This is a genomic window from Streptomyces sp. NPDC006384 (assembly GCF_042870695.1).
Lineage (GTDB): Bacteria > Actinomycetota > Actinomycetes > Streptomycetales > Streptomycetaceae > Streptomyces.
This window is the reverse complement of record NZ_JBIAHR010000001.1, coordinates 184,557-201,462: the sequence shown is the minus strand read 5'-3', so window position 1 is coordinate 201,462 and position 16,906 is coordinate 184,557. Positions and strand designations below refer to the sequence as shown.

Genomic DNA, 16,906 nt, shown 5'->3' with positions numbered 1-16,906 from the left:
CTCCGCCCCACCGGCCTCACCGGAGCACCCTTTCAGGCAGCGTTTCGTCCCGGCAAGGCCGTGTGGCTCCGAGCGCGCGGGCCGGACCGGTACGGGGCCCTCCGGACGGACGGGGCCCTCCGGACGGACGGGGCGGACGCGTCTGACGCGGGCGAGGGGTTCGTGTCGTCGTCCGGAGACCCGCTTCGCTCCGCTCGCTTCCGGCCGATGCCGATTCGCCTCCGTCCGTCGCACGGCTGATGGCCCTCCACGGGATGCGCGTCCGCTCGTGCGGGCGGCGCACGCATCAGTTCGCCGTTCTTCGCGAGCGCGACGGTTTCCCGCCGGCGTGGAGAACGGGCATGCGAGAAGTGACCGGCATGTGCGGGAGGGCAGGGGCGGAGACCGGCACCCGGAAGCCTTCCGCAGCCTCGGGAAGAACCGCAGATCAGAAGGTCGGGTGACCCGCGAGGGCAACGTCGGGTCGGTGCGGGCCCCTTGTGGCGGAGGTGTTGACACTCGTGGCGCGAGGGTCGACCATCGCGTCTACGAATGCCCGACTGAATCGATTCAAGCACTTCGTCCACCGTTCGATGCCGGACGCTGCCCCCTTCCGCCCCGCACAGCGAAAGCAGGAGCCCGCATGAACCGTGTAACGCGCCGAACCGCCCTGCGTTCGGCCATAGCCGTGGCCCTCGCCCCCACCCTGGGTTCCCTCGCCCTTCCCGGGCTCGCCCCGGCGGCGTCCGCCGCGGTGCCCTGGTCCGCGAAGTGGATCTGGGCACCGACCGGTACGGCGAACCAGTGGGTGGCGTTCCGCAGATCGTTCACCCTGGGTTCGGCTCCGGCGAAGGCGGTCACGCGGATCGCCGTGGACTCGAAGTACTGGCTGTGGGTGAACGGCACGCTGGTGGTCTTCGAGGGCGGGCTCAAACGGGGCCCCAACCGTACGGACACCTACTACGACGAGATCGACCTCGCCCCCTACCTGCGCGGCGGCGGCAACACGGTGGTGCTGCTGGTGTGGTACTTCGGCAAGCAGGGCTTCTCGCACCACGGCAGCGGCAAGGGCGGGCTGCTCTTCCAGGCCGACATCACGACCGGCTCCACCACGGCCCGGATCGTCAGCGACGCCGGCTGGAAGCACACCGTCCACCCGGGCTACTCGAACGACACGAGCGGCACCCAGGCCAACTTCCGCCTGCCGGAGTCGAACGTCCACTACGACGCCCGTGACGCCACCGGTATGGCCGGCTGGCGCTCCCCCGGCTTCGACGACAGTTCCTGGAGCGCACCGGCCGAACTCGGAACCGCGGGCGCGGCGCCCTGGAACGCCCTGGTCGTGCGACCGATCCCGCAGTTCCGCCACTCAGCTCTGAAGTCCTACACGAATGCCTCCTCGCTCCCGTCCACGGGTCAGGGGGCGGTGGCCGTCCAGGCCGCTCTGCCCTCCAACCTCCAGGTCACCCCGTACCTGAAGGTGGACGCCCCCGCCGGCGCGGTGATCGATGTCCGGACCGACCACTACGACGACGGCGCGAACCTGACCGGGATCGAACCCGGGACCGGCTACAACGTGCGCGCCACCTACGTCTGCACGGGCGGGGTGCAGGAGTTCGAGTGCCTGGCGTGGATGAGCGGCACCGCGGTCCGCTACACGATCCCCGCAGGGGTCAGGATCCTGGACCTGAAGTACCGCGAGTCCGGTTACGACACCGACTTCGCGGGATCGTTCGCCAGCAGCGACGCCTTCCTCGACACGCTGTGGACCAAGGCGGCCCGCACGATGTACGTCAACATGCGGGACAACTACATGGACTGCCCCACCCGCGAGCGTGCCCAGTGGTGGGGCGACGTGGTGAACCAGCTCAAGGAGGGCTTCTACACCTTCGACACCCGCTCGCACGCCCTGGGCAAGAAGGCCATCGCCCAGCTGACGTCCTGGCAGGAGCAGGGGGGCGTGCTGTACTCACCGATGCCGAGCGTGATCTGGACCAGCGAGCTTCCCCTGCAGATGCTGGCCTCGGTGTGGTCGTTCTGGACGTACTACCTCTACACGGGCGACGCGAGCACCGTCATCGGCGCCTACCCGGCGGTGAGGAAGTACCTGGAACTGTGGAGCCTGGACGGCGACGGTCTCGTCGGCCACCGGAGGGGGGACTGGGACTGGGCGGACTGGGGCGGCAACATCGACGTCCGGGTCCTGGACAACTGCTGGTACCACCTGGCCCTGGGCACCGCCGCCAGGCTCGCCGCCCTCAGCGGGAACACCGCCGACGTGGCGGACTGGGAGGCCCGGCGCGCGAGCATCGGGGCCAACTTCGACCGCGTCCTGTGGAACTCCTCGAAGAACGAGTACCGCTCGCCCGGCTACACCAAGGACACCGACGACCGCGCCAACGCCCTCGCCGTCGTCGCGGGCCTGGCCCCGGCCTCCCGCCACCGGGCGGTCACGGAGGTGCTGCGCACCCATCTCAACGCCAGTCCCTACATGGAGTTCTACGTGCTCGAGGCGCTGTACCTCATGGGCGCGGCCACCGTCGCCGAGGAACGGATGCGCAACCGCTTCGCCGCCCAGGTCGCCGATCCCGTCTGCCACACCCTGTGGGAGCTGTGGACCAAGGCCGACGGCACCGACAACCACGCCTGGAACGGCGGCCCGCTGTACGCCCTGTCCGCCTACGCCGCCGGGATCCGCCCCACGGAACCGGGCTGGAGGACGTACGAGGTGATCCCGCAGACCGGCACCCTCACGAAGATCGACGCTGTGACGCCGACCGGCCGGGGGGACATCCGCTTCGGCATCGTCCGCGACGGAACGAGGGTCACGCTGACGCTCACGTCACCGGGCGGCACGACGGCCCGGGTCGGCGTGCCCACGTACGGCAGCGCGCGGCCCGTCGTCAGGGCGAACGGCACCACCGTCTTCACCGGAGGCGCGCCCGCCGGCGGCGTCGGCGGTCTGAGATACGACGGCAAGGACGCCGCGTACCTGTACTTCGTCGTGGGGCCGGGCAGGTGGACGTTCACCGCCACCGGCGTGGGCCGTCTGGACGACCTGGCCCTGGGACGGCCGGTCACCAGCAACAACAGCCTGGAGAACGGCGACTGGGGCCGCGACAGGATCACCGACGGCACGCTCACCGGCGCGCCCGGCGCCAAGGGCTACACCAGCAACGACTTCCCCTCCGCCGGCATCGGCGCGAACCCCGTCTGGGTGGAGATCGACCTCGGCGCAGACACCGACATCGACGCCGTACGCCTCTTCCCCCGCACCGACACCCCCGCGGCCGGTGGCGGCACGGCGGGCTTCCCGGTCGACTTCACCCTGCAGGCCCGCGCCGACGGCGCCGCCTCCCACACCACCGTCCGCACCGTCACCGGCGAGCCCGACCCGGGCGGCCTCGTCCAGACATACGGGTTCAGGACCACCACCGCCCGTTACCTGCGCCTGCAGGCCACCAGGCTCGGCAAGTCCGCTTCCGACGAGCCCGCCAGGCACCGGCTCCAGCTCGCCGAACTCACCGTCCCGACCGCCGGGACCACCGTCACCGCCAACTACACGCTGGAGAACGGCGACTGGGGCAAGACCCGCCTCCTGGACGGTGTCCTCACCGGCGTGCCCGGTGCCAAGGGCTTCACCAGCATCGACTTCCCCTCCGCAGATGTCGGCGGCACGCCCGTCCGGATCGAGATCGACCTCGGCGCGGACCGGCCCATCGGGTCGGTCAGCCTCTTCCCCCGCACCGACACCCCCGCGGCCGGCGGCGGCACGGCGGGCTTCCCGGTCGACTTCTCGTTCCAGACCCGGGCCGACGGCTCCACGGCCTGGACGACGGTGCGTACCGTCACCGGCCAGGCCGATCCCCGAGGAGCGGCCCAGACCTACAGCCTCGCCTCCGCAACCGGACGTCACCTCCGGCTGAGCGCGACCAGGCTCGGCGCGCCGGCTTCTGACGAGGCCGGCAGGTACCGCCTGCAGTTGGCGGAGATCCGCGTCAGGTGACGTCCGCGCGGCGGCGCGAGAAAGGCCGAAGAGGTGGGGGAGTGATTGTGAATCGATTCAATATCTTGCGGAAGATAGTGGCTCGTCGTATTCACGTCAAGCGTTGGCGCAACCCCCGCGTCCGGCGTTATCCAATCGTGCCGTAAGGCGGGTAATGGGTCGCCTTCTTGCCTCTTCCTGCACTCCAGCGGCATGTTGTGAGGGACGGACGGGTGCGGGATGTCGTCTGCGGATTGATTTCCGTCCGCCCCCTTGACCTGGGTGATGGGCGGGGCTAGCTTCCCGTCAGCTCATTGAAACAATTCATCACAGGTCGGCAGTGCGGACAGCGCCCATGCGCCCGGTTCCTTTCTCGGCGCACACCTTCGGCACACCATGGAGACACGCAATGACGCACCCTGAACCGGAGTCCCCTCCGGTGCTCGCACTGGAGGGGGTGAGCAAGTCCTTCGGTGCCGTGCGCGCGCTTCGCGACGTCAGCCTGCGCCTGTACGCCGGGGAGGCACACGCTCTGGCCGGTGAGAACGGCGCGGGCAAGTCGACCCTGATCAAGATCCTCGCCGGCGTGCACCGCCCCGACACGGGCCGGATCCTGCTGGACGGCGCCCCGGTCGTCCTCCACGGTCCCGCCGACGCCCGGAACGCCGGCGTCGCCGTCATCTACCAGGAGCCCACGCTCTTCCCGGACCTGTCGGTGGCCGAGAACATCTTCGTGGGCCGCCAGCCGACCCGCTCCCTGGGCCGGGTCGATCACCGAGCGGTCGAGCAGGCCGCCGCGGACCTGTTCCGGCGTCTCGGCGTCGCCCTCGACCCCGGGCAGCCGGCCCGCGGCCTGTCCATCGCCGACCAGCAGCTCGTCGAGATCGCCAAGGCGCTCTCCTTCGACGCCCGCGTGCTGATCATGGACGAGCCGACCGCCGCCCTGACCGGCAGCGAGGTCGCCCGCCTGTTCGGCGTCGTACGCGCCCTGCGCGACCAGGGCGCGGCCGTCCTCTTCATCTCCCACCGCCTGGAGGAGATCTTCGAGCTGTGCCGGCGCGTCACCACGCTGCGCGACGGCGCCCTGATCGGCAGCGAGCCCCTGGAGGGACTCACCGAGGACGACCTGGTGCGCCGGATGGTCGGCCGGGACCTGGAGGAGCTCTACCCCAAGCAGACCACGCGGATCGGGGACGTCGCCCTCGGCGTGCGGCGGCTGACCCGCGAGGGCGTCTTCACGGACGTCTCCTTCGAGGTGCGGCACGGTGAGATCGTCGGCCTGGCCGGACTGGTCGGGGCGGGCCGCAGCGAGGTCGCGCGCGCCGTGTTCGGCGTCGACCGCTTCGACGGCGGCGAGGTCGAGGTCCTCGGCAGGAAGCTCAGGCCCGGAGCGCCCAGCGTGGCCATGAGGGCGGGCCTCGCCCTGGTCCCGGAGGACCGCAGGGCCCAGGGACTGGTGATGGACATGTCCATCGAACGCAACATCAACCTGACGGGCTTCGGCGACACCGTCCGCGGCGGACTGATGAGCCGCAGGGCCGAGCGCAGCCGTGCCGTCGACTGGTCCGTCAGGCTCCAGGTGAAGTACGCCCGTCTCGCCGACCTCGTCGGCACCCTGTCCGGCGGCAACCAGCAGAAGGTCGTCCTCGCCAAGTGGCTCGCCACCCGGCCGCAGGTGCTGATCGTGGACGAGCCCACCCGCGGCATCGACGTCGGCACCAAGGCCGAGGTGCACCGGCTGCTGTCGTCGCTGGCCGCGGAGGGGGTCGCGGTCCTGATGATCTCCTCCGACCTGCCCGAGATCCTCGGCATGGCCGACCGCGTGCTCGTCATGCACGAGGGCCGGCTGACCGCGGAACTCACCCGCGCCGAGGCGACCGAGGAAACCGTGATGGCGGCGGCCACCGGCCGGACGGACCGAGGGGGGAAGGCGGCATGAGCGTGACCGCTCCGCCGGTGCGCGAAGAGGCACCGACCGGCCCCGCCGCGGGACGGCGTCTGATCGACAAGGTGTTCAAGGCCCGTGAGCTGGCCGTGGCCGCCGTGCTCGTGCTGATGCTCCTGGCGACGCAGGTGTCCAACTCCGCGTTCCTGTCCGAGCAGGGCGTCAAGGACCTGCTGCTCAACGCCACCATCCTGGTACTGGTGGCCACCGGCCAGGCCGTCGTCGTGATCACCCGCAACGTCGACCTCTCCGTCGGCTCCGTCCTCGGCATCAGCGCCTTCGCCGCCGGCGACCACCTGCAGCACGGCGGCGGCCCGCTGACCGCCGTACTGCTCGCCGTCGCCCTCGGCGCCCTCTTCGGCCTCCTCAACGGTTCCCTGGTCAGCTTCGGCAAGGTCCCGGCACTGGTCGTCACCCTCGGCACCCTGTACGTCGTCCGCGGCATCGACTCCCTCTGGGTCGGCTCCCGGCAGATCACCGCCGACGCCCTGCCCGACGGCTTCGTCGACTTCGGCTCCGGCGGCATCCTGTTCGTCCCCCATCTCGCGCTGCTCGCCGCGGCCGTCCTCCTCGCCGTCGGCTACTACCTGCGCAGTTACCGCAGCGGCCGTGACATGTACGCCCTCGGCTCCAGCCCCGAGGCGGCCGCACTCGCCGGCATCCCCGTCCGCAGGAGGATCATGACGGCGTACGTGCTGTGCGGCGCCCTCGCCGGGCTGGCCGGAGCGCTCTACCTGGCCCGCTTCGGCAACGTCGACTCCGCCACGGGCAGCGGCTACGAACTGACCGTCGTCAGCGCCGTCGTGGTCGGCGGCGTCGCCTTCACCGGAGGCTCCGGCAGCGTCTACGGCGCCGCGCTCGGCGCGCTGCTGCTGACCTCCGTCAACAGCGTCCTGCCCGCCCTCGGCGTCAGCTCCGTCTGGGTCACCGCCATCAACGGGACCCTCCTGCTGCTGGCCATCGCCGTCGACCGGATCCTCGCCCTGCGCGTCGCCTCGGTGCTGCGCAGGCAGGCCGCACAGTTGAGGAGCGCCCGCCATGCCTGACCCCACGACCGCCAAGGCCGCCCCCCTGGCACGGCTGAGCGGCGCGCTCCGCTGGGACACCGTGGTCGGCGCGCTGCTCCTGACCCTGCTGATCTGCTCCTTCTCCTTCATCGACAACTTCGGCAACACGCTGAACCTGTCGTTCCTCATCGGCAACACCCTCCCCATCGCGCTGATCGCCCTGCCGATGACCATGCTGGTCGTCTCCGGCGAGGTCGACCTGTCGGTGGGCTCCACCGCGGGACTCTCCGGCGCGGTGATGGGCGCGCTGTGGAACCAGGGCATGGCGATCGAGACGATCATCGTGCTGTGCGCGCTGCTGGGCGTGGTCTGCGGACTCGTCAACGGCCTGCTGGTCACCCGCCTCGGACTGTCCTCCCTCGCCGTGACCATCGGCACCATGGCCGCCTACCGCGGCATCGCCCAGATCGTCCTGGGCTCCGACTCGGTCACCGACTTCCCGATGCGGTACCTGGACTTCGGCGCCGGCCGCATCGGCGACTCGTTCGTGCCCAAGGCCGCGATCCCCTTCGTCGTCCTGTTCGCGATCGCCGCCGTGCTCCTGCACGCCACGTCCGTCGGCCGCTGCCTGTTCGCCGTCGGCGCGAACGAGGAGGCGGCGCGGTTCGCCGGCATCCGCGTCAAGCGGCTCAAGCTGGCCATGTTCGTCGGCACCGGCGTCCTGTCGTCCCTCACCGGCGTCTTCTGGGTCCTGCACTACGCCAGCGCCCGCTACGACAACGCCCTGGGGCTGGAACTGTCCGTCATCGCCGCCGTGCTGCTGGGCGGCATCGACTTCGACGGCGGCAAGGGCACCCTCGGCGGCGCGATCGCCGGCGTCTTCCTGCTCGGCACGCTGCAGAACGTGATGAGCCTGCAGGACGTCTCCGCGCAGTCGCAGATCGTCGTCACCGGCGTGCTGCTCGTCCTGTCCGTGCTCGCCCCGCGCACCGGCCGGGAGATCGCGCGCTCCAGGGCACGCAGGAAGGCTGCCGCCGCCCCCTCGGCACCACCGACCGTCACCCCCTGACCCCCGCCCCACGCCCCAGTGCCCGCCCTCCCGTACCGAAGGAACCAGGACTCGCCATGTCTCTTGCCCCGTCCGGAGCCCGCCGGCTGACCGCCGCCCTCTCCGTCACCGTCGCCCTGGCCCTCGGCGCCACCGCCTGCGGCGGCACCACCAAGGAGGACGCCGCGAAGGAGGGCGCCGGCAACGCCGCGGCGGGCAAGGCGGACCCGAACGCCGCGACCAGGAAGGGCCTGACCGTCGGCTTCCTGCCGAAGCAGGTCAACAACCCGTACTTCACCATCGCCGACAAGGGCGGGGAGAAGGCCCTGAAGGAACTGGGCTCCGACTACAAGGAGGTCGGCCCCTCCAGCGGCACCGACACCTCCGGCCAGGTCTCCTACGTCAACACCCTCACCCAGCAGCAGGTCGACGCCATCGCGGTCTCCGCACAGGATCCCGGCGCCCTGTGCACCGCCCTCAAGCAGGCCATGACCAACGGCATCAGCGTCGTCACCTACGACTCGGACACCAGGCCCGAGTGCCGCAACGTCTTCGTCTCCCAGGCCTCCGGCGAGGACCTCGGCCGCACCGAGGTGCAGCTGCTCGCCGAACAGATCGGCTACAAGGGCGAGATCGCGATCCTGTCCGCCGCGCAGACCGCGACCAACCAGAACGCCTGGATCGAGTACATGAAGGAGGAGCTGAAGGACCCGAAGTACAAGGACATCGAGCTGGTCGAGATCGCCTACGGGGACGACGACGCCCAGAAGTCCTTCCAGCAGACCCAGGGACTGCTCCAGGAGTACCCGGACCTGAAGGGGATCATCTCCCCGACCACCGTCGGCATCAAGGCCGCCGCCCAGTACCTGTCCGGCTCCAAGTACAAGGGCAAGGTCAAGCTGACCGGCCTCGGCACCCCCAACGACATGCGCAAGTACGTCAAGAACGGCACCGTCGAGGCGTTCGAGCTGTGGGACCCGGCCAAGCTCGGCGAACTCGCCGCGCGCACCGCCGTCGCCCTGGAGTCGGGCCAGATCACCGGCAAGGAGGGCGAGACCTTCAAGGCCGACGCCATGGGCGAATACACCATCGGCAAGGACGGCGTGATCACCCTCGGCAAGCCGACCGTGTTCAACGCCGGGAACATCGACCAGTTCGATTTCTAGACCGGGAAGCACCGATGCGGTGCTTCTGTGTCCCGCCTCGCGGTCAGGCTCGGCCAGGCCCGGTCCGCTCGCAGGGCGACAGGAGGCGCACGCGGTCCACCTGTCGCCCCTCGATCCTGGAGGTCTCTGCCCGATGGTCCCTTCGGTGGGTATCAAGGACGTCGCCCGTGCGGCCGGAGTATCCGTGGGCACGGTCTCCAACGTCATCAACCGTCCGGAGACGGTCGCGGCCGGGACGCGGGCGCGGGTGCTGGCCGCGATCGACCGGCTGGGGTATGTGCGCAGCGAGTCCGCGCGTCAGCTGCGGGCGGGCCGCAGCCGGATCATGGGGCTGCTCGTGCTGGACATGGGCAATCCCTTCTTCGTGGACGTGGCGCGGGGTGCCGAGCGGGCGGCGCGGGAGGCGGGGCTGGGAGTGATGGTGTGCAACAGCGCGCAGAGTGCGGCGGAGGAGGCGGAGTATCTTGCGCTCTTCGCCGAGCAGCGGGTGCGGGGGGTGCTGCTGACCCCGGCCGACGCCACCGGCCGCAACATCGAGGGGTTCCGGCGGCACGGTATTCCCTTCGTGCTGGTGGACCGGGTCGCCGAGGGGGCCGCCGAGTGCTCGGTCTCGGTGGACGACGTGGCGGGGGGTGCGCTGGCGGTGCGGCATCTGCTGGACGCCGGGCACCGCTGTCTGGCCTATGTCAGTGGTCCGCCGGGTCTGCATCAGGTCCGTGACCGGCGTACGGGGGCGTTGGGTGCGCTGGTGGAGGCGGGGCTGGGGGCGGGAGCGCTGCGGGAGCTGCCCACCGAGCGTCTGGACGTGGCCGCGGGGCGTGACGCGGGTGCGCGTCTGCTGGGTCTGGCCGACCGGCCCACCGCGGTCTTCTGTGCCAACGACCTGCTGGCGCTGGGGCTGTTGCAGGCCATGTACGCGGCGGGTGTCCGGGTGCCGGAGGATCTGGCCATCGTGGGGTACGACGACATCGAGTTCGCCGCCGCGGCGGCCGTCCCGCTCACCTCGGTCCGCCAGCCCGCCGTCACCATGGGCGCACTCGCCGCCGAACTCCTGCTGGAGGACACCGAGTCGCAGGACCGAGGGCAGACCCATGACCACCGGCAGGTCGTGCTCCAGCCCGAACTGGTCGTCAGGCGTTCCAGCCTGCCCGGGCACTGAGGAGTTCCCTCCGCCCGGAACGGTGATCACGGCTGTCTCCGGTCACCGTGAAGACCACCTCGCCGAAGGCGTCAGCCCGGCACCGTGCGGGCCGGCAGGGACCTCACGTCTCAGGCCGGCCCGCGGGACCGGGTCCAGGACCTGCGCCGGCCGCACCGCATTGTCCGACTGCGGCCGGACGGGCGTGCGGCCGGGCCGACGGAAGGGGGCTTCCGGAATAGCTACTTTGACATACCTATAGTCCTATAGGTAGATTCTCGGTCATGCCCGAGAACAGTCCGTCCGCGCAGGACATCGACCATGTGGCCGCAGGGCTCGTGGCGTGTCTGCCGGCGCTGTCCCGGGCTCTGGACCGGCGGGTCGGTCAGGACTTCCCGTACCCCAAGCCCCCCGAGGCCCAGCTCGCACTGCTCCGGCACGTGCACACCCACGACGGGACCACCGTGCGTGCGGCGGCGGACGCGCTGCTCATGAAGCCGAACAACGTCAGCGCCCTGGTGACCCAGCTCACCGAGCAGGGACTGCTGGAGCGACGGCCCGACCCCGCCGACAAGCGGGTCGTGCATCTGCACCTCACGCCGACCGCACGGCAGCGGCTGACCGAGGCCGAGCGCGTGATGGCCGCCCAGATCGCCCGCGCGCTGCGCGCGATGACCGACGGTGAGCGTGCGGCGCTCGGCTCGGCGCTGGGCGCGCTCTCGGCGCTCGGCCGGCACCTCCACGACCGCGACTGACCCCGGACCCTCCGACAGGCCGGGGTCCTGTTACGGCGGGGCCGGAAGAGCCCCTCCGTACCCTTTCCGCGCTCCGCCCCTCCAGGGGGCGGCAGCCGTTTCCCCCCTCCGCGCGGAGGGGGAGCCGCCGCTGTGCCGCTGCTCCTTCCCGCCCGTGACCCCCACCCCCGAAACGTGAAAGAGGACCGGCACACCCATGCCTTCCGCCATCTCCGACCCCTCCACCGCGCGCACCCACGCCCCGCCCGCCGAGCGGCCGGGCGGCCGGCGCGCGAACCCCTGGCTGACGCTGATCGCCGTCGCCTTCGGGCTGTTCATGGTCGGCCTCGACGGCTCCGTCGTCTCCATCGCCAACCCGGAGATCGGCCGGGACCTGAACGCCTCCACCACCGATCTCCAGTGGGTCACCAACGCCTACCTGCTGGCCCTGGCCGCCGCGCTCATCCTCGGCGGCAAGCTCGGCGACCGGTTCGGACGCCGCACCTTCTACCTGATCGGCGTCGCGGGCTTCACCGTCGCGTCCGTCGCCATCGGCCTCGCCGGATCCATCGAGGGCGTCATCGCCTTCCGCGCGGTACAGGGATTCTTCGGTGCGCTGCTGATGCCCAACACCCTCGGCATGCTGCGGGCCGTCTTCCCGCCGAAGAAGTTCGGCATGGCGGTCGGCATCTGGGCCATGGTCTCCTCGGTCTCCACCGCGCTGGGCCCCATCGTCGGCGGACTGCTCGTGCAGCACGTCAACTGGGAGTCCGTCTTCTACATCAACGCCCCGATCGGCGTCCTGGCCCTGGTCTTCAGCACGATCGTGCTGCCGCAGACCAGGAGCGGCGGCGCGGCGGACGAGAAGTTCGACCTGCCCGGGGTCATCCTGCTGGCGCTCGGTCTGCTCGCCGTCGTCTTCGGCGTCGTCAAGGGCGAGACCTGGGGCTGGACCTCGGGCGGCACCCTCGGCGCCATCGGGGCCGGCCTGGTGATCCTGCTCGCCTTCGGCTTCCACGAGACGCGGGTGGCGGCCCCGCTGCTGCCCATGCGCCTGTTCCGCAACCCGGCACTCACCATCGGCACGGTCATCACCGCGCTGAACTTCTTCGTACTGCTCGGCGTGATCTTCTTCGTCATGCTCTACCTCCAGAACGTGCGCGGCTTCACGCCCGTGGAGGCCGGCGTGCGCACGCTGCCGCTGAGCCTGGCCTCGGTCCTCGCCTCCCCGCTCGGCGCGGCGCTCACCGACCGGTTCGGGCCGCGGCTCACCATGCCGCTCGGCATGGCCCTCCAGGGCGTCGCCTGCTTCGCCATGCTCGGCTGGAGCGTCGACTCGTCGTACGCCACGATGTGGCCGCCGTTCATCGCGCTCGGCCTGGGCGTGGGCATGGTGATGTCGTCCTCCTCCGACGCCATCGTCGGCAACGCGCCCGTCAAGGACGGCGGCGTGGCGGGCGGCCTGCAGGCGACCGCCCTGCAGATCGGCGGCGCCCTCGGCACGTCCGTGCTCGTCTCGCTCATCAGCAGCCGCGTCGGTTCCACTCTCACCGGCGAACTGACCTCCGCCGGTGCGCCCGCCCAGGCCGCCGCCGGTCTGAGCGAGGCCAAGGACGCCGTGGCGATGGGCGTCGCACCCGTCTCCGACGCGATGCCCGCCCAGCTCAAGGCCGCCGTCATCGACGGCAGCCACCAGGCGTTCATGAACGGCGTGCACACCGCCGCCCTGGTCGCCGGAGTGCTGTGCGTCCTCGGCGCCGTGACGGCCGCCGCCGGTGTGCGCCGCAGGCCCGACACGGCCGGCCACTGACGCCGGAGGCGATCCGTCACCGACGCGCGCAGACCCCGGGGCCCGGCCGGACCGAGCGGGACCTCCGTGAGAACGGGGGTTCCCGCACCGGCCGGACCCGGGGCCTCGCCCGTACCACGAACGGGAATCCGGCGGCACGAGGAGCGCCCCTGCGGCCAGCGCTCCGGTAGGTATGCGCCTCGCCGTGAACGGGAGCGTACGAACGATCACCAGGGCGCCAACTCCCCGTGCGTGGAGTCGAGTCCAAGGCGGAAGCACCCGGCCCGCGCGGGCCGGGTGCTTCCGCCTTCCGCGTCAGCCGGGTGTGAACCGCACCGGTGTCCCGGCCGGCGCCTGGGCCGCCGCCGCGAGGGCGGATTCGGCGACGACGGCGATCACCGGGTAGCCGCCGGTCGTCGGATGGTCGTGGAGGAACACCACGGGACGCCCGTCCGGCGGGACCTGGACCGCGCCCAGCACCATGCCCTCGCTGGGCAGTTCGGCCGTCGACGCGTGTGCGAGCGCGGGCCCCTCGGTGCGCAGGCCGACGCGGTTGCTGTGCGGGGAGACGCGGTACGCCGCCGAGGTGAAGGTGCGCAGCGCGGCCGGGGTGAACCGGTCGGCCCGGGGGCCGGGGCTGACCGGGAGGACCAGCTCGGCGGGCGGTCCCGGCCAGGGAACGGCGACCGCCGGCGCCGCCCGCCCCGCCGGGGCGCCCAGCGGAAGGACGTCCCCGTCGCGCAGGGGTTTTGGGCCGAGCCCGGAGAGCAGGTCGGTGGAGCGGCTGCCGAGGACCGGCTCGACGGCGATGCCTCCGGCGACCGCGACGTACGTGCGCACACCCGCACTCACCGCCCCCACGTCCAGGACGGCACCCGCGGGCACCCGCACGGGGGCGCCCCAGGGCGCCGGACGCCCGTCCACCGTCACCGGGCACGGCGCGCCGCCGGCCACCACGGTGACGGCGCGGTCGGGCCGCAGGGCGCAGCCGGTCAGGGTGGTCTCCAGGACGGCGGCACCGGGATCGTTGCCGAGCAGGCGGTTGGCGAGCCGCATCGCCCCCGCGTCCAGGGCGCCGGAGCGGGGGACGCCCAGGTGGGCGTGGCCGCGCCGGCCCGCGTCCTGCACCGTGGTGAGGGCACCGGCCCGCACCGTCGTCAGCGCGCCGCTCACACCCCACCGTCCGTACCGTCCGCCGGGACGAAACGCACCCGGGTGCCCGGGGTGAGGAGCGCCGCCGGCTCCCGCGCGGGGTCCCACAGACGGCCTGGGTCCGGCATGCTGCCGATCAGCCGCCAGCCGCCCGGGGTGGAGCGCGGATAGACGGCGCTGTAGGGGCCGGCCACCGCGACCGCCCCGGCCGGGACCCGCGTGCGGGGCGTGGCGCGGCGAGGCACGTGCAGATGCGGCGGGAGCCCGGTGAGATAGCCGAAGCCCGGCGCGAAACCGCAGAACGCGACGCGGTGCACGAAGGAGGAGTGGAGCCCGGCGACCTCCCCGGGCGCCACCCGCCACAGGGCCGCCACCTCCGCGAGGTCCGGCCCGTCGTAGCGCACGGCGATGTCCACGGCCTCCCCGTCGTCCGCCTCCCCGGGCGTGACCTCCCAGCCGGCGAGCAGACGGGCCAGCGCGTCCGGGTCCCGCACCCCGTCCAGGAGCACGGTCCGCGCCCCCGGCACGATCTCCTCGACCGGCGGCAGCGCCCCGGCCGCGCGCCGCCGCAGCAGCTCGGCGTGGAAGGCCGCGGTGTGCTCGGCGTCGGGCAGCTCGACGAGGAGGGCGTGCCGCCCGGCGGGGCGGACCGTCGGGAGCGGGGCCGGGCTCATGCGAACGCCCCGACCCCGACCCCCGCCGTCTCCAGCGCCTCACGCACCCGCGCCGCGGTCCGGGCCGCGCCCGGGGTGTCGCCGTGCACGCACAGGGAACGGGCGGCGACCGCGACCGTCGTACCGTCCACCGCCTCGACCGCGCCGTCCACCGCGAACGCCACCGCGCGCCGTACGACCGCGTCCCCGTCCGTCACCACCGAGCCCGGCTCGCGGCGCGGGACGAGGGTGCCCTCGGGGGTGTAGGCGCGGTCGGCGAAGGCCTCCGGCACGGCGGCGAGACCGGCCTCCCGCGCGGCGGCCAGGAGCCGCGACCCGGGCAGGCCCAGCACCGGCAGGCCCCCGCCCGCGAGCCGCACGCCCGCCACCACGGCACCGGCCTGCCCGGCGTCGTGGACGGTGCGGTTGTAGAGCGCGCCGTGCGGCTTCACATAGGCCACCCGGGCCCCGGCCGCCTCCGCGAAGACCCTGAGCGCGCCGATCTGGTAGGCCACCTCGGCCGCGAGCTCACCGGCGGGCACGTCCATCGCCCGCCGCCCGAAACCGGCCAGGTCCCGGTAGGACACCTGGGCGCCGATGCGCACCCCGCGCTCGGCGGCGAGGTCGCAGACGCGCCGCATCACGGAAGGGTCGCCGGCGTGGAAACCGCAGGCGACGTTGGCACTGGTGACGACGGAGAGCAGGGCGTCGTCGTCGGTGAGGGTCCAGCGGCCGAAACCTTCACCGAGGTCCGCGTTGAGGTCGATCACCTTCTTCACCTCCCGAACGTAAGGGATCATCGAGCGGTCCGACAAGGTTTCCCCGGCACGGCCGGAATGCGCCACAACGACGGACAGTTGAAATCGAAAACACGATGACGACGGGAAGTGCCTCTCCGTGAGCAATGCCGAGAAGAACCCCGGGGAAGTCCGCTGCGCGGCGGCGGACGACGCCGAGCGGCCGGACGCGCCGCGGGTCGAGGTGCTCACCCCGCGCGACGTGCCGCTGGGCGGCCCCCGCGCCATGACGGTCCGGCGCACGCTGCCGCAGCGCACCCGGTCCATGATCGGAGCCTGGTGCTTCGCCGACCACTACGGCCCCGACGACGTCACCCTCACCGGGGGCATGGACGTCGCCCCGCACCCGCACACCGGACTGCAGACGGTGAGCTGGCTGTTCAGCGGCGAGATCGAGCACCGGGACAGCCTCGGCACCCACGCCCTGGTACGCCCCGGCGAGCTGAACCTCATGACCGGCGGGCACGGCATCAGCCACTCGGAGGTCTCCACCCCGCGGACCACGGTCCTGCACGGCGTACAGCTGTGGGTGGCCCTCCCGGACGAACACCGGCACACCGCGAGCGACTTCCGGCACCACGTGCCCGAGCCCGTACGGACCGACGGCGCCGAGACCAGGGTCTTCCTGGGCCGGCTGGCCGGCTCCGTCTCACCCGTGCCGACCTTCACCCCCCTCCTCGGCGCGGAGATCACCCTCGCCCCGCACGCCTCGCTCACCCTGACCGTGGACCCCCGCTTCGAACACGGCCTCCTCGTGGACCGCGGGGACGTCCGCCTGGCCGGCACCCTGCTGCGCCCGGCGGAACTGGGCTGCACACGCCCCGGCGCCGGCACCCTGACGCTCCGCAACGAGTCCGACGGGCCGGCACGCGCGGTGCTGCTCGGCGGGACCCCGTTCGACGAGGAGATCGTCATGTGGTGGAACTTCGTCTGCCGGACGCACGAGGAGATCGCGCGGGCCCGCGAGGACTGGGCGAAGGGGGACCGCTTCGGCGAGGTGCACGGCTACGACGGCGCCCCCCTGCCCGCGCCCGAACTGCCGAACACACCCCTGAAGCCACGGCGAAACCCACGCTGAACCGCGGAAACACGAGCCCGGACAGGGCGTCCTGCCCGGTCGGCGAGGCCTTTGCCGGCCGTGGACGGAGACGGGCGCCGGAGACGGGGGACGCCTCGGCGAAGGACCCGTACCGGCTCGGTGGAGCCGGCTTCCCGGTGCGCCGCCACAAGAGCGGCCGACCGCTCGGCCTTGTCGTCCCTCACCGCAACGGACACCCCCCCGGGGCCAGGGAGTGCAGAGGCGGGAGACGGCCGCCCACGACGAACTCGGCGCCCGCGGCACCGCCGGAGCGCGGCGACGCCGGCGGCACGACGGCGTCGGCCACCCCCCACGGCTCGGTGAAGCGGCCCGTGGCCAGGTCCGGCATCCCGGTCACGACACTGTCCCTGCCGCCGCGCTTCCTTCGGACGCGCCCTCCGCGTACCTGCGAAAGCCTTTCGTAACCGAGGGATT

Annotated in this window: 13 protein-coding genes; 9 read left to right on the top strand and 4 right to left on the bottom strand. The window is 72.2% G+C overall.

The genetic code is table 11. The annotated features are described in order from the left end of the window. Positions 1–622: 622 nt before the first annotated feature. The 8 genes from ACFYOJ_RS00925 (at position 623) to ACFYOJ_RS00890 (ending at position 12,812) form a co-directional block, all read left to right on the top strand. Complete coding sequence (locus ACFYOJ_RS00925; RefSeq protein ID WP_356552283.1) at positions 623–3,985, top strand: discoidin domain-containing protein; 3,363 nt, start codon at positions 623–625, stop codon at positions 3,983–3,985. A gap of 388 nt (positions 3,986–4,373) precedes the next feature. Next, a complete protein-coding gene (locus tag ACFYOJ_RS00920) occupies positions 4,374–5,903 on the top strand; it encodes a sugar ABC transporter ATP-binding protein (RefSeq protein WP_356552285.1) in 1,530 nt (509 codons plus the stop codon). After that, entirely contained in the window at positions 5,900–6,955 is a 1,056-nt protein-coding gene (locus tag ACFYOJ_RS00915; protein WP_356552287.1) for an ABC transporter permease, read from the top strand. The genes ACFYOJ_RS00920 and ACFYOJ_RS00915 overlap by 4 nt, the downstream gene beginning before the upstream one ends. Next, entirely contained in the window at positions 6,948–7,985 is a 1,038-nt protein-coding gene (locus ACFYOJ_RS00910) for an ABC transporter permease (RefSeq protein WP_356552289.1), read from the top strand. Before ACFYOJ_RS00915 ends, ACFYOJ_RS00910 begins: the two co-directional genes overlap by 8 nt. A gap of 56 nt (positions 7,986–8,041) precedes the next feature. Beyond that, positions 8,042–9,130: a rhamnose ABC transporter substrate-binding protein gene (gene rhaS, locus ACFYOJ_RS00905; protein WP_356552291.1), complete on the top strand. Its 1,089-nt coding sequence runs from the start codon at positions 8,042–8,044 to the stop codon at positions 9,128–9,130. Positions 9,131–9,263: 133 nt separating this feature from the next. After that, positions 9,264–10,289, top strand: a complete 1,026-nt coding sequence (locus tag ACFYOJ_RS00900; protein ID WP_356552293.1) for a LacI family DNA-binding transcriptional regulator — start codon at positions 9,264–9,266, stop codon at positions 10,287–10,289. Between the two features lie 263 nt (positions 10,290–10,552). Further along, positions 10,553–11,023 carry a MarR family transcriptional regulator gene (locus ACFYOJ_RS00895; protein ID WP_356552294.1) on the top strand — a complete coding sequence of 157 codons (471 nt, stop codon included), beginning with the start codon at positions 10,553–10,555 and terminating at the stop codon, positions 11,021–11,023. 196 nt (positions 11,024–11,219) lie between these two features. After that, positions 11,220–12,812: an MFS transporter gene (locus tag ACFYOJ_RS00890; protein WP_356552296.1), complete on the top strand. Its 1,593-nt coding sequence runs from the start codon at positions 11,220–11,222 to the stop codon at positions 12,810–12,812. A 294-nt stretch (positions 12,813–13,106) separates the two neighbouring features. Here the strand turns inward: ACFYOJ_RS00890 and ACFYOJ_RS00885 are convergent, their stop codons facing one another. Genes ACFYOJ_RS00885 through ACFYOJ_RS00875 form a run of 3 tightly spaced genes read right to left on the bottom strand, consistent with a single transcriptional unit; the run spans position 13,107 to position 15,366 of the window. Beyond that, entirely contained in the window at positions 13,107–13,964 is an 858-nt protein-coding gene (locus ACFYOJ_RS00885) for a biotin-dependent carboxyltransferase family protein (RefSeq protein WP_356552298.1), read from the bottom strand. Then, positions 13,961–14,617 carry an allophanate hydrolase subunit 1 gene (locus ACFYOJ_RS00880; RefSeq protein WP_356552300.1) on the bottom strand — a complete coding sequence of 219 codons (657 nt, stop codon included), beginning with the start codon at positions 14,615–14,617 and terminating at the stop codon, positions 13,961–13,963. The genes ACFYOJ_RS00885 and ACFYOJ_RS00880 overlap by 4 nt, the downstream gene beginning before the upstream one ends. Then, a complete protein-coding gene (locus tag ACFYOJ_RS00875) occupies positions 14,614–15,366 on the bottom strand; it encodes a 5-oxoprolinase subunit PxpA (protein ID WP_356552565.1) in 753 nt (250 codons plus the stop codon). The genes ACFYOJ_RS00880 and ACFYOJ_RS00875 overlap by 4 nt, the downstream gene beginning before the upstream one ends. 127 nt (positions 15,367–15,493) lie before the next feature. Here ACFYOJ_RS00875 and ACFYOJ_RS00870 point away from each other — a divergent pair, with 127 nt between their 5' ends. Further along, positions 15,494–16,471: a pirin family protein gene (locus ACFYOJ_RS00870; RefSeq protein WP_356552302.1), complete on the top strand. Its 978-nt coding sequence runs from the start codon at positions 15,494–15,496 to the stop codon at positions 16,469–16,471. Positions 16,472–16,652: 181 nt separating this feature from the next. Here ACFYOJ_RS00870 and ACFYOJ_RS00865 read toward each other — a convergent pair whose 3' ends face one another. Further along, a complete protein-coding gene (locus ACFYOJ_RS00865) occupies positions 16,653–16,829 on the bottom strand; it encodes a hypothetical protein (protein ID WP_356552304.1) in 177 nt (58 codons plus the stop codon). Positions 16,830–16,906 lie beyond the last annotated feature (77 nt).

Bases quoted from the DNA above. Each gene is read 5' to 3' on its own strand.
- ACFYOJ_RS00925 (WP_356552283.1), top strand. From the start codon at position 623: ATGAACCGTGTAACGCGCCGAACCGCCCTGCGTTCGGCCATAGCCGTG.
- ACFYOJ_RS00920 (WP_356552285.1), top strand. From the start codon at position 4,374: ATGACGCACCCTGAACCGGAGTCCCCTCCGGTGCTCGCACTGGAGGGG.
- ACFYOJ_RS00915 (WP_356552287.1), top strand. From the start codon at position 5,900: ATGAGCGTGACCGCTCCGCCGGTGCGCGAAGAGGCACCGACCGGCCCC.
- ACFYOJ_RS00910 (WP_356552289.1), top strand. From the start codon at position 6,948: ATGCCTGACCCCACGACCGCCAAGGCCGCCCCCCTGGCACGGCTGAGC.
- rhaS (WP_356552291.1), top strand. From the start codon at position 8,042: ATGTCTCTTGCCCCGTCCGGAGCCCGCCGGCTGACCGCCGCCCTCTCC.
- ACFYOJ_RS00900 (WP_356552293.1), top strand. From the start codon at position 9,264: ATGGTCCCTTCGGTGGGTATCAAGGACGTCGCCCGTGCGGCCGGAGTA.
- ACFYOJ_RS00895 (WP_356552294.1), top strand. From the start codon at position 10,553: ATGCCCGAGAACAGTCCGTCCGCGCAGGACATCGACCATGTGGCCGCA.
- ACFYOJ_RS00890 (WP_356552296.1), top strand. From the start codon at position 11,220: ATGCCTTCCGCCATCTCCGACCCCTCCACCGCGCGCACCCACGCCCCG.
- ACFYOJ_RS00880 (WP_356552300.1), bottom strand. From the start codon at position 14,617: ATGAGCCCGGCCCCGCTCCCGACGGTCCGCCCCGCCGGGCGGCACGCC.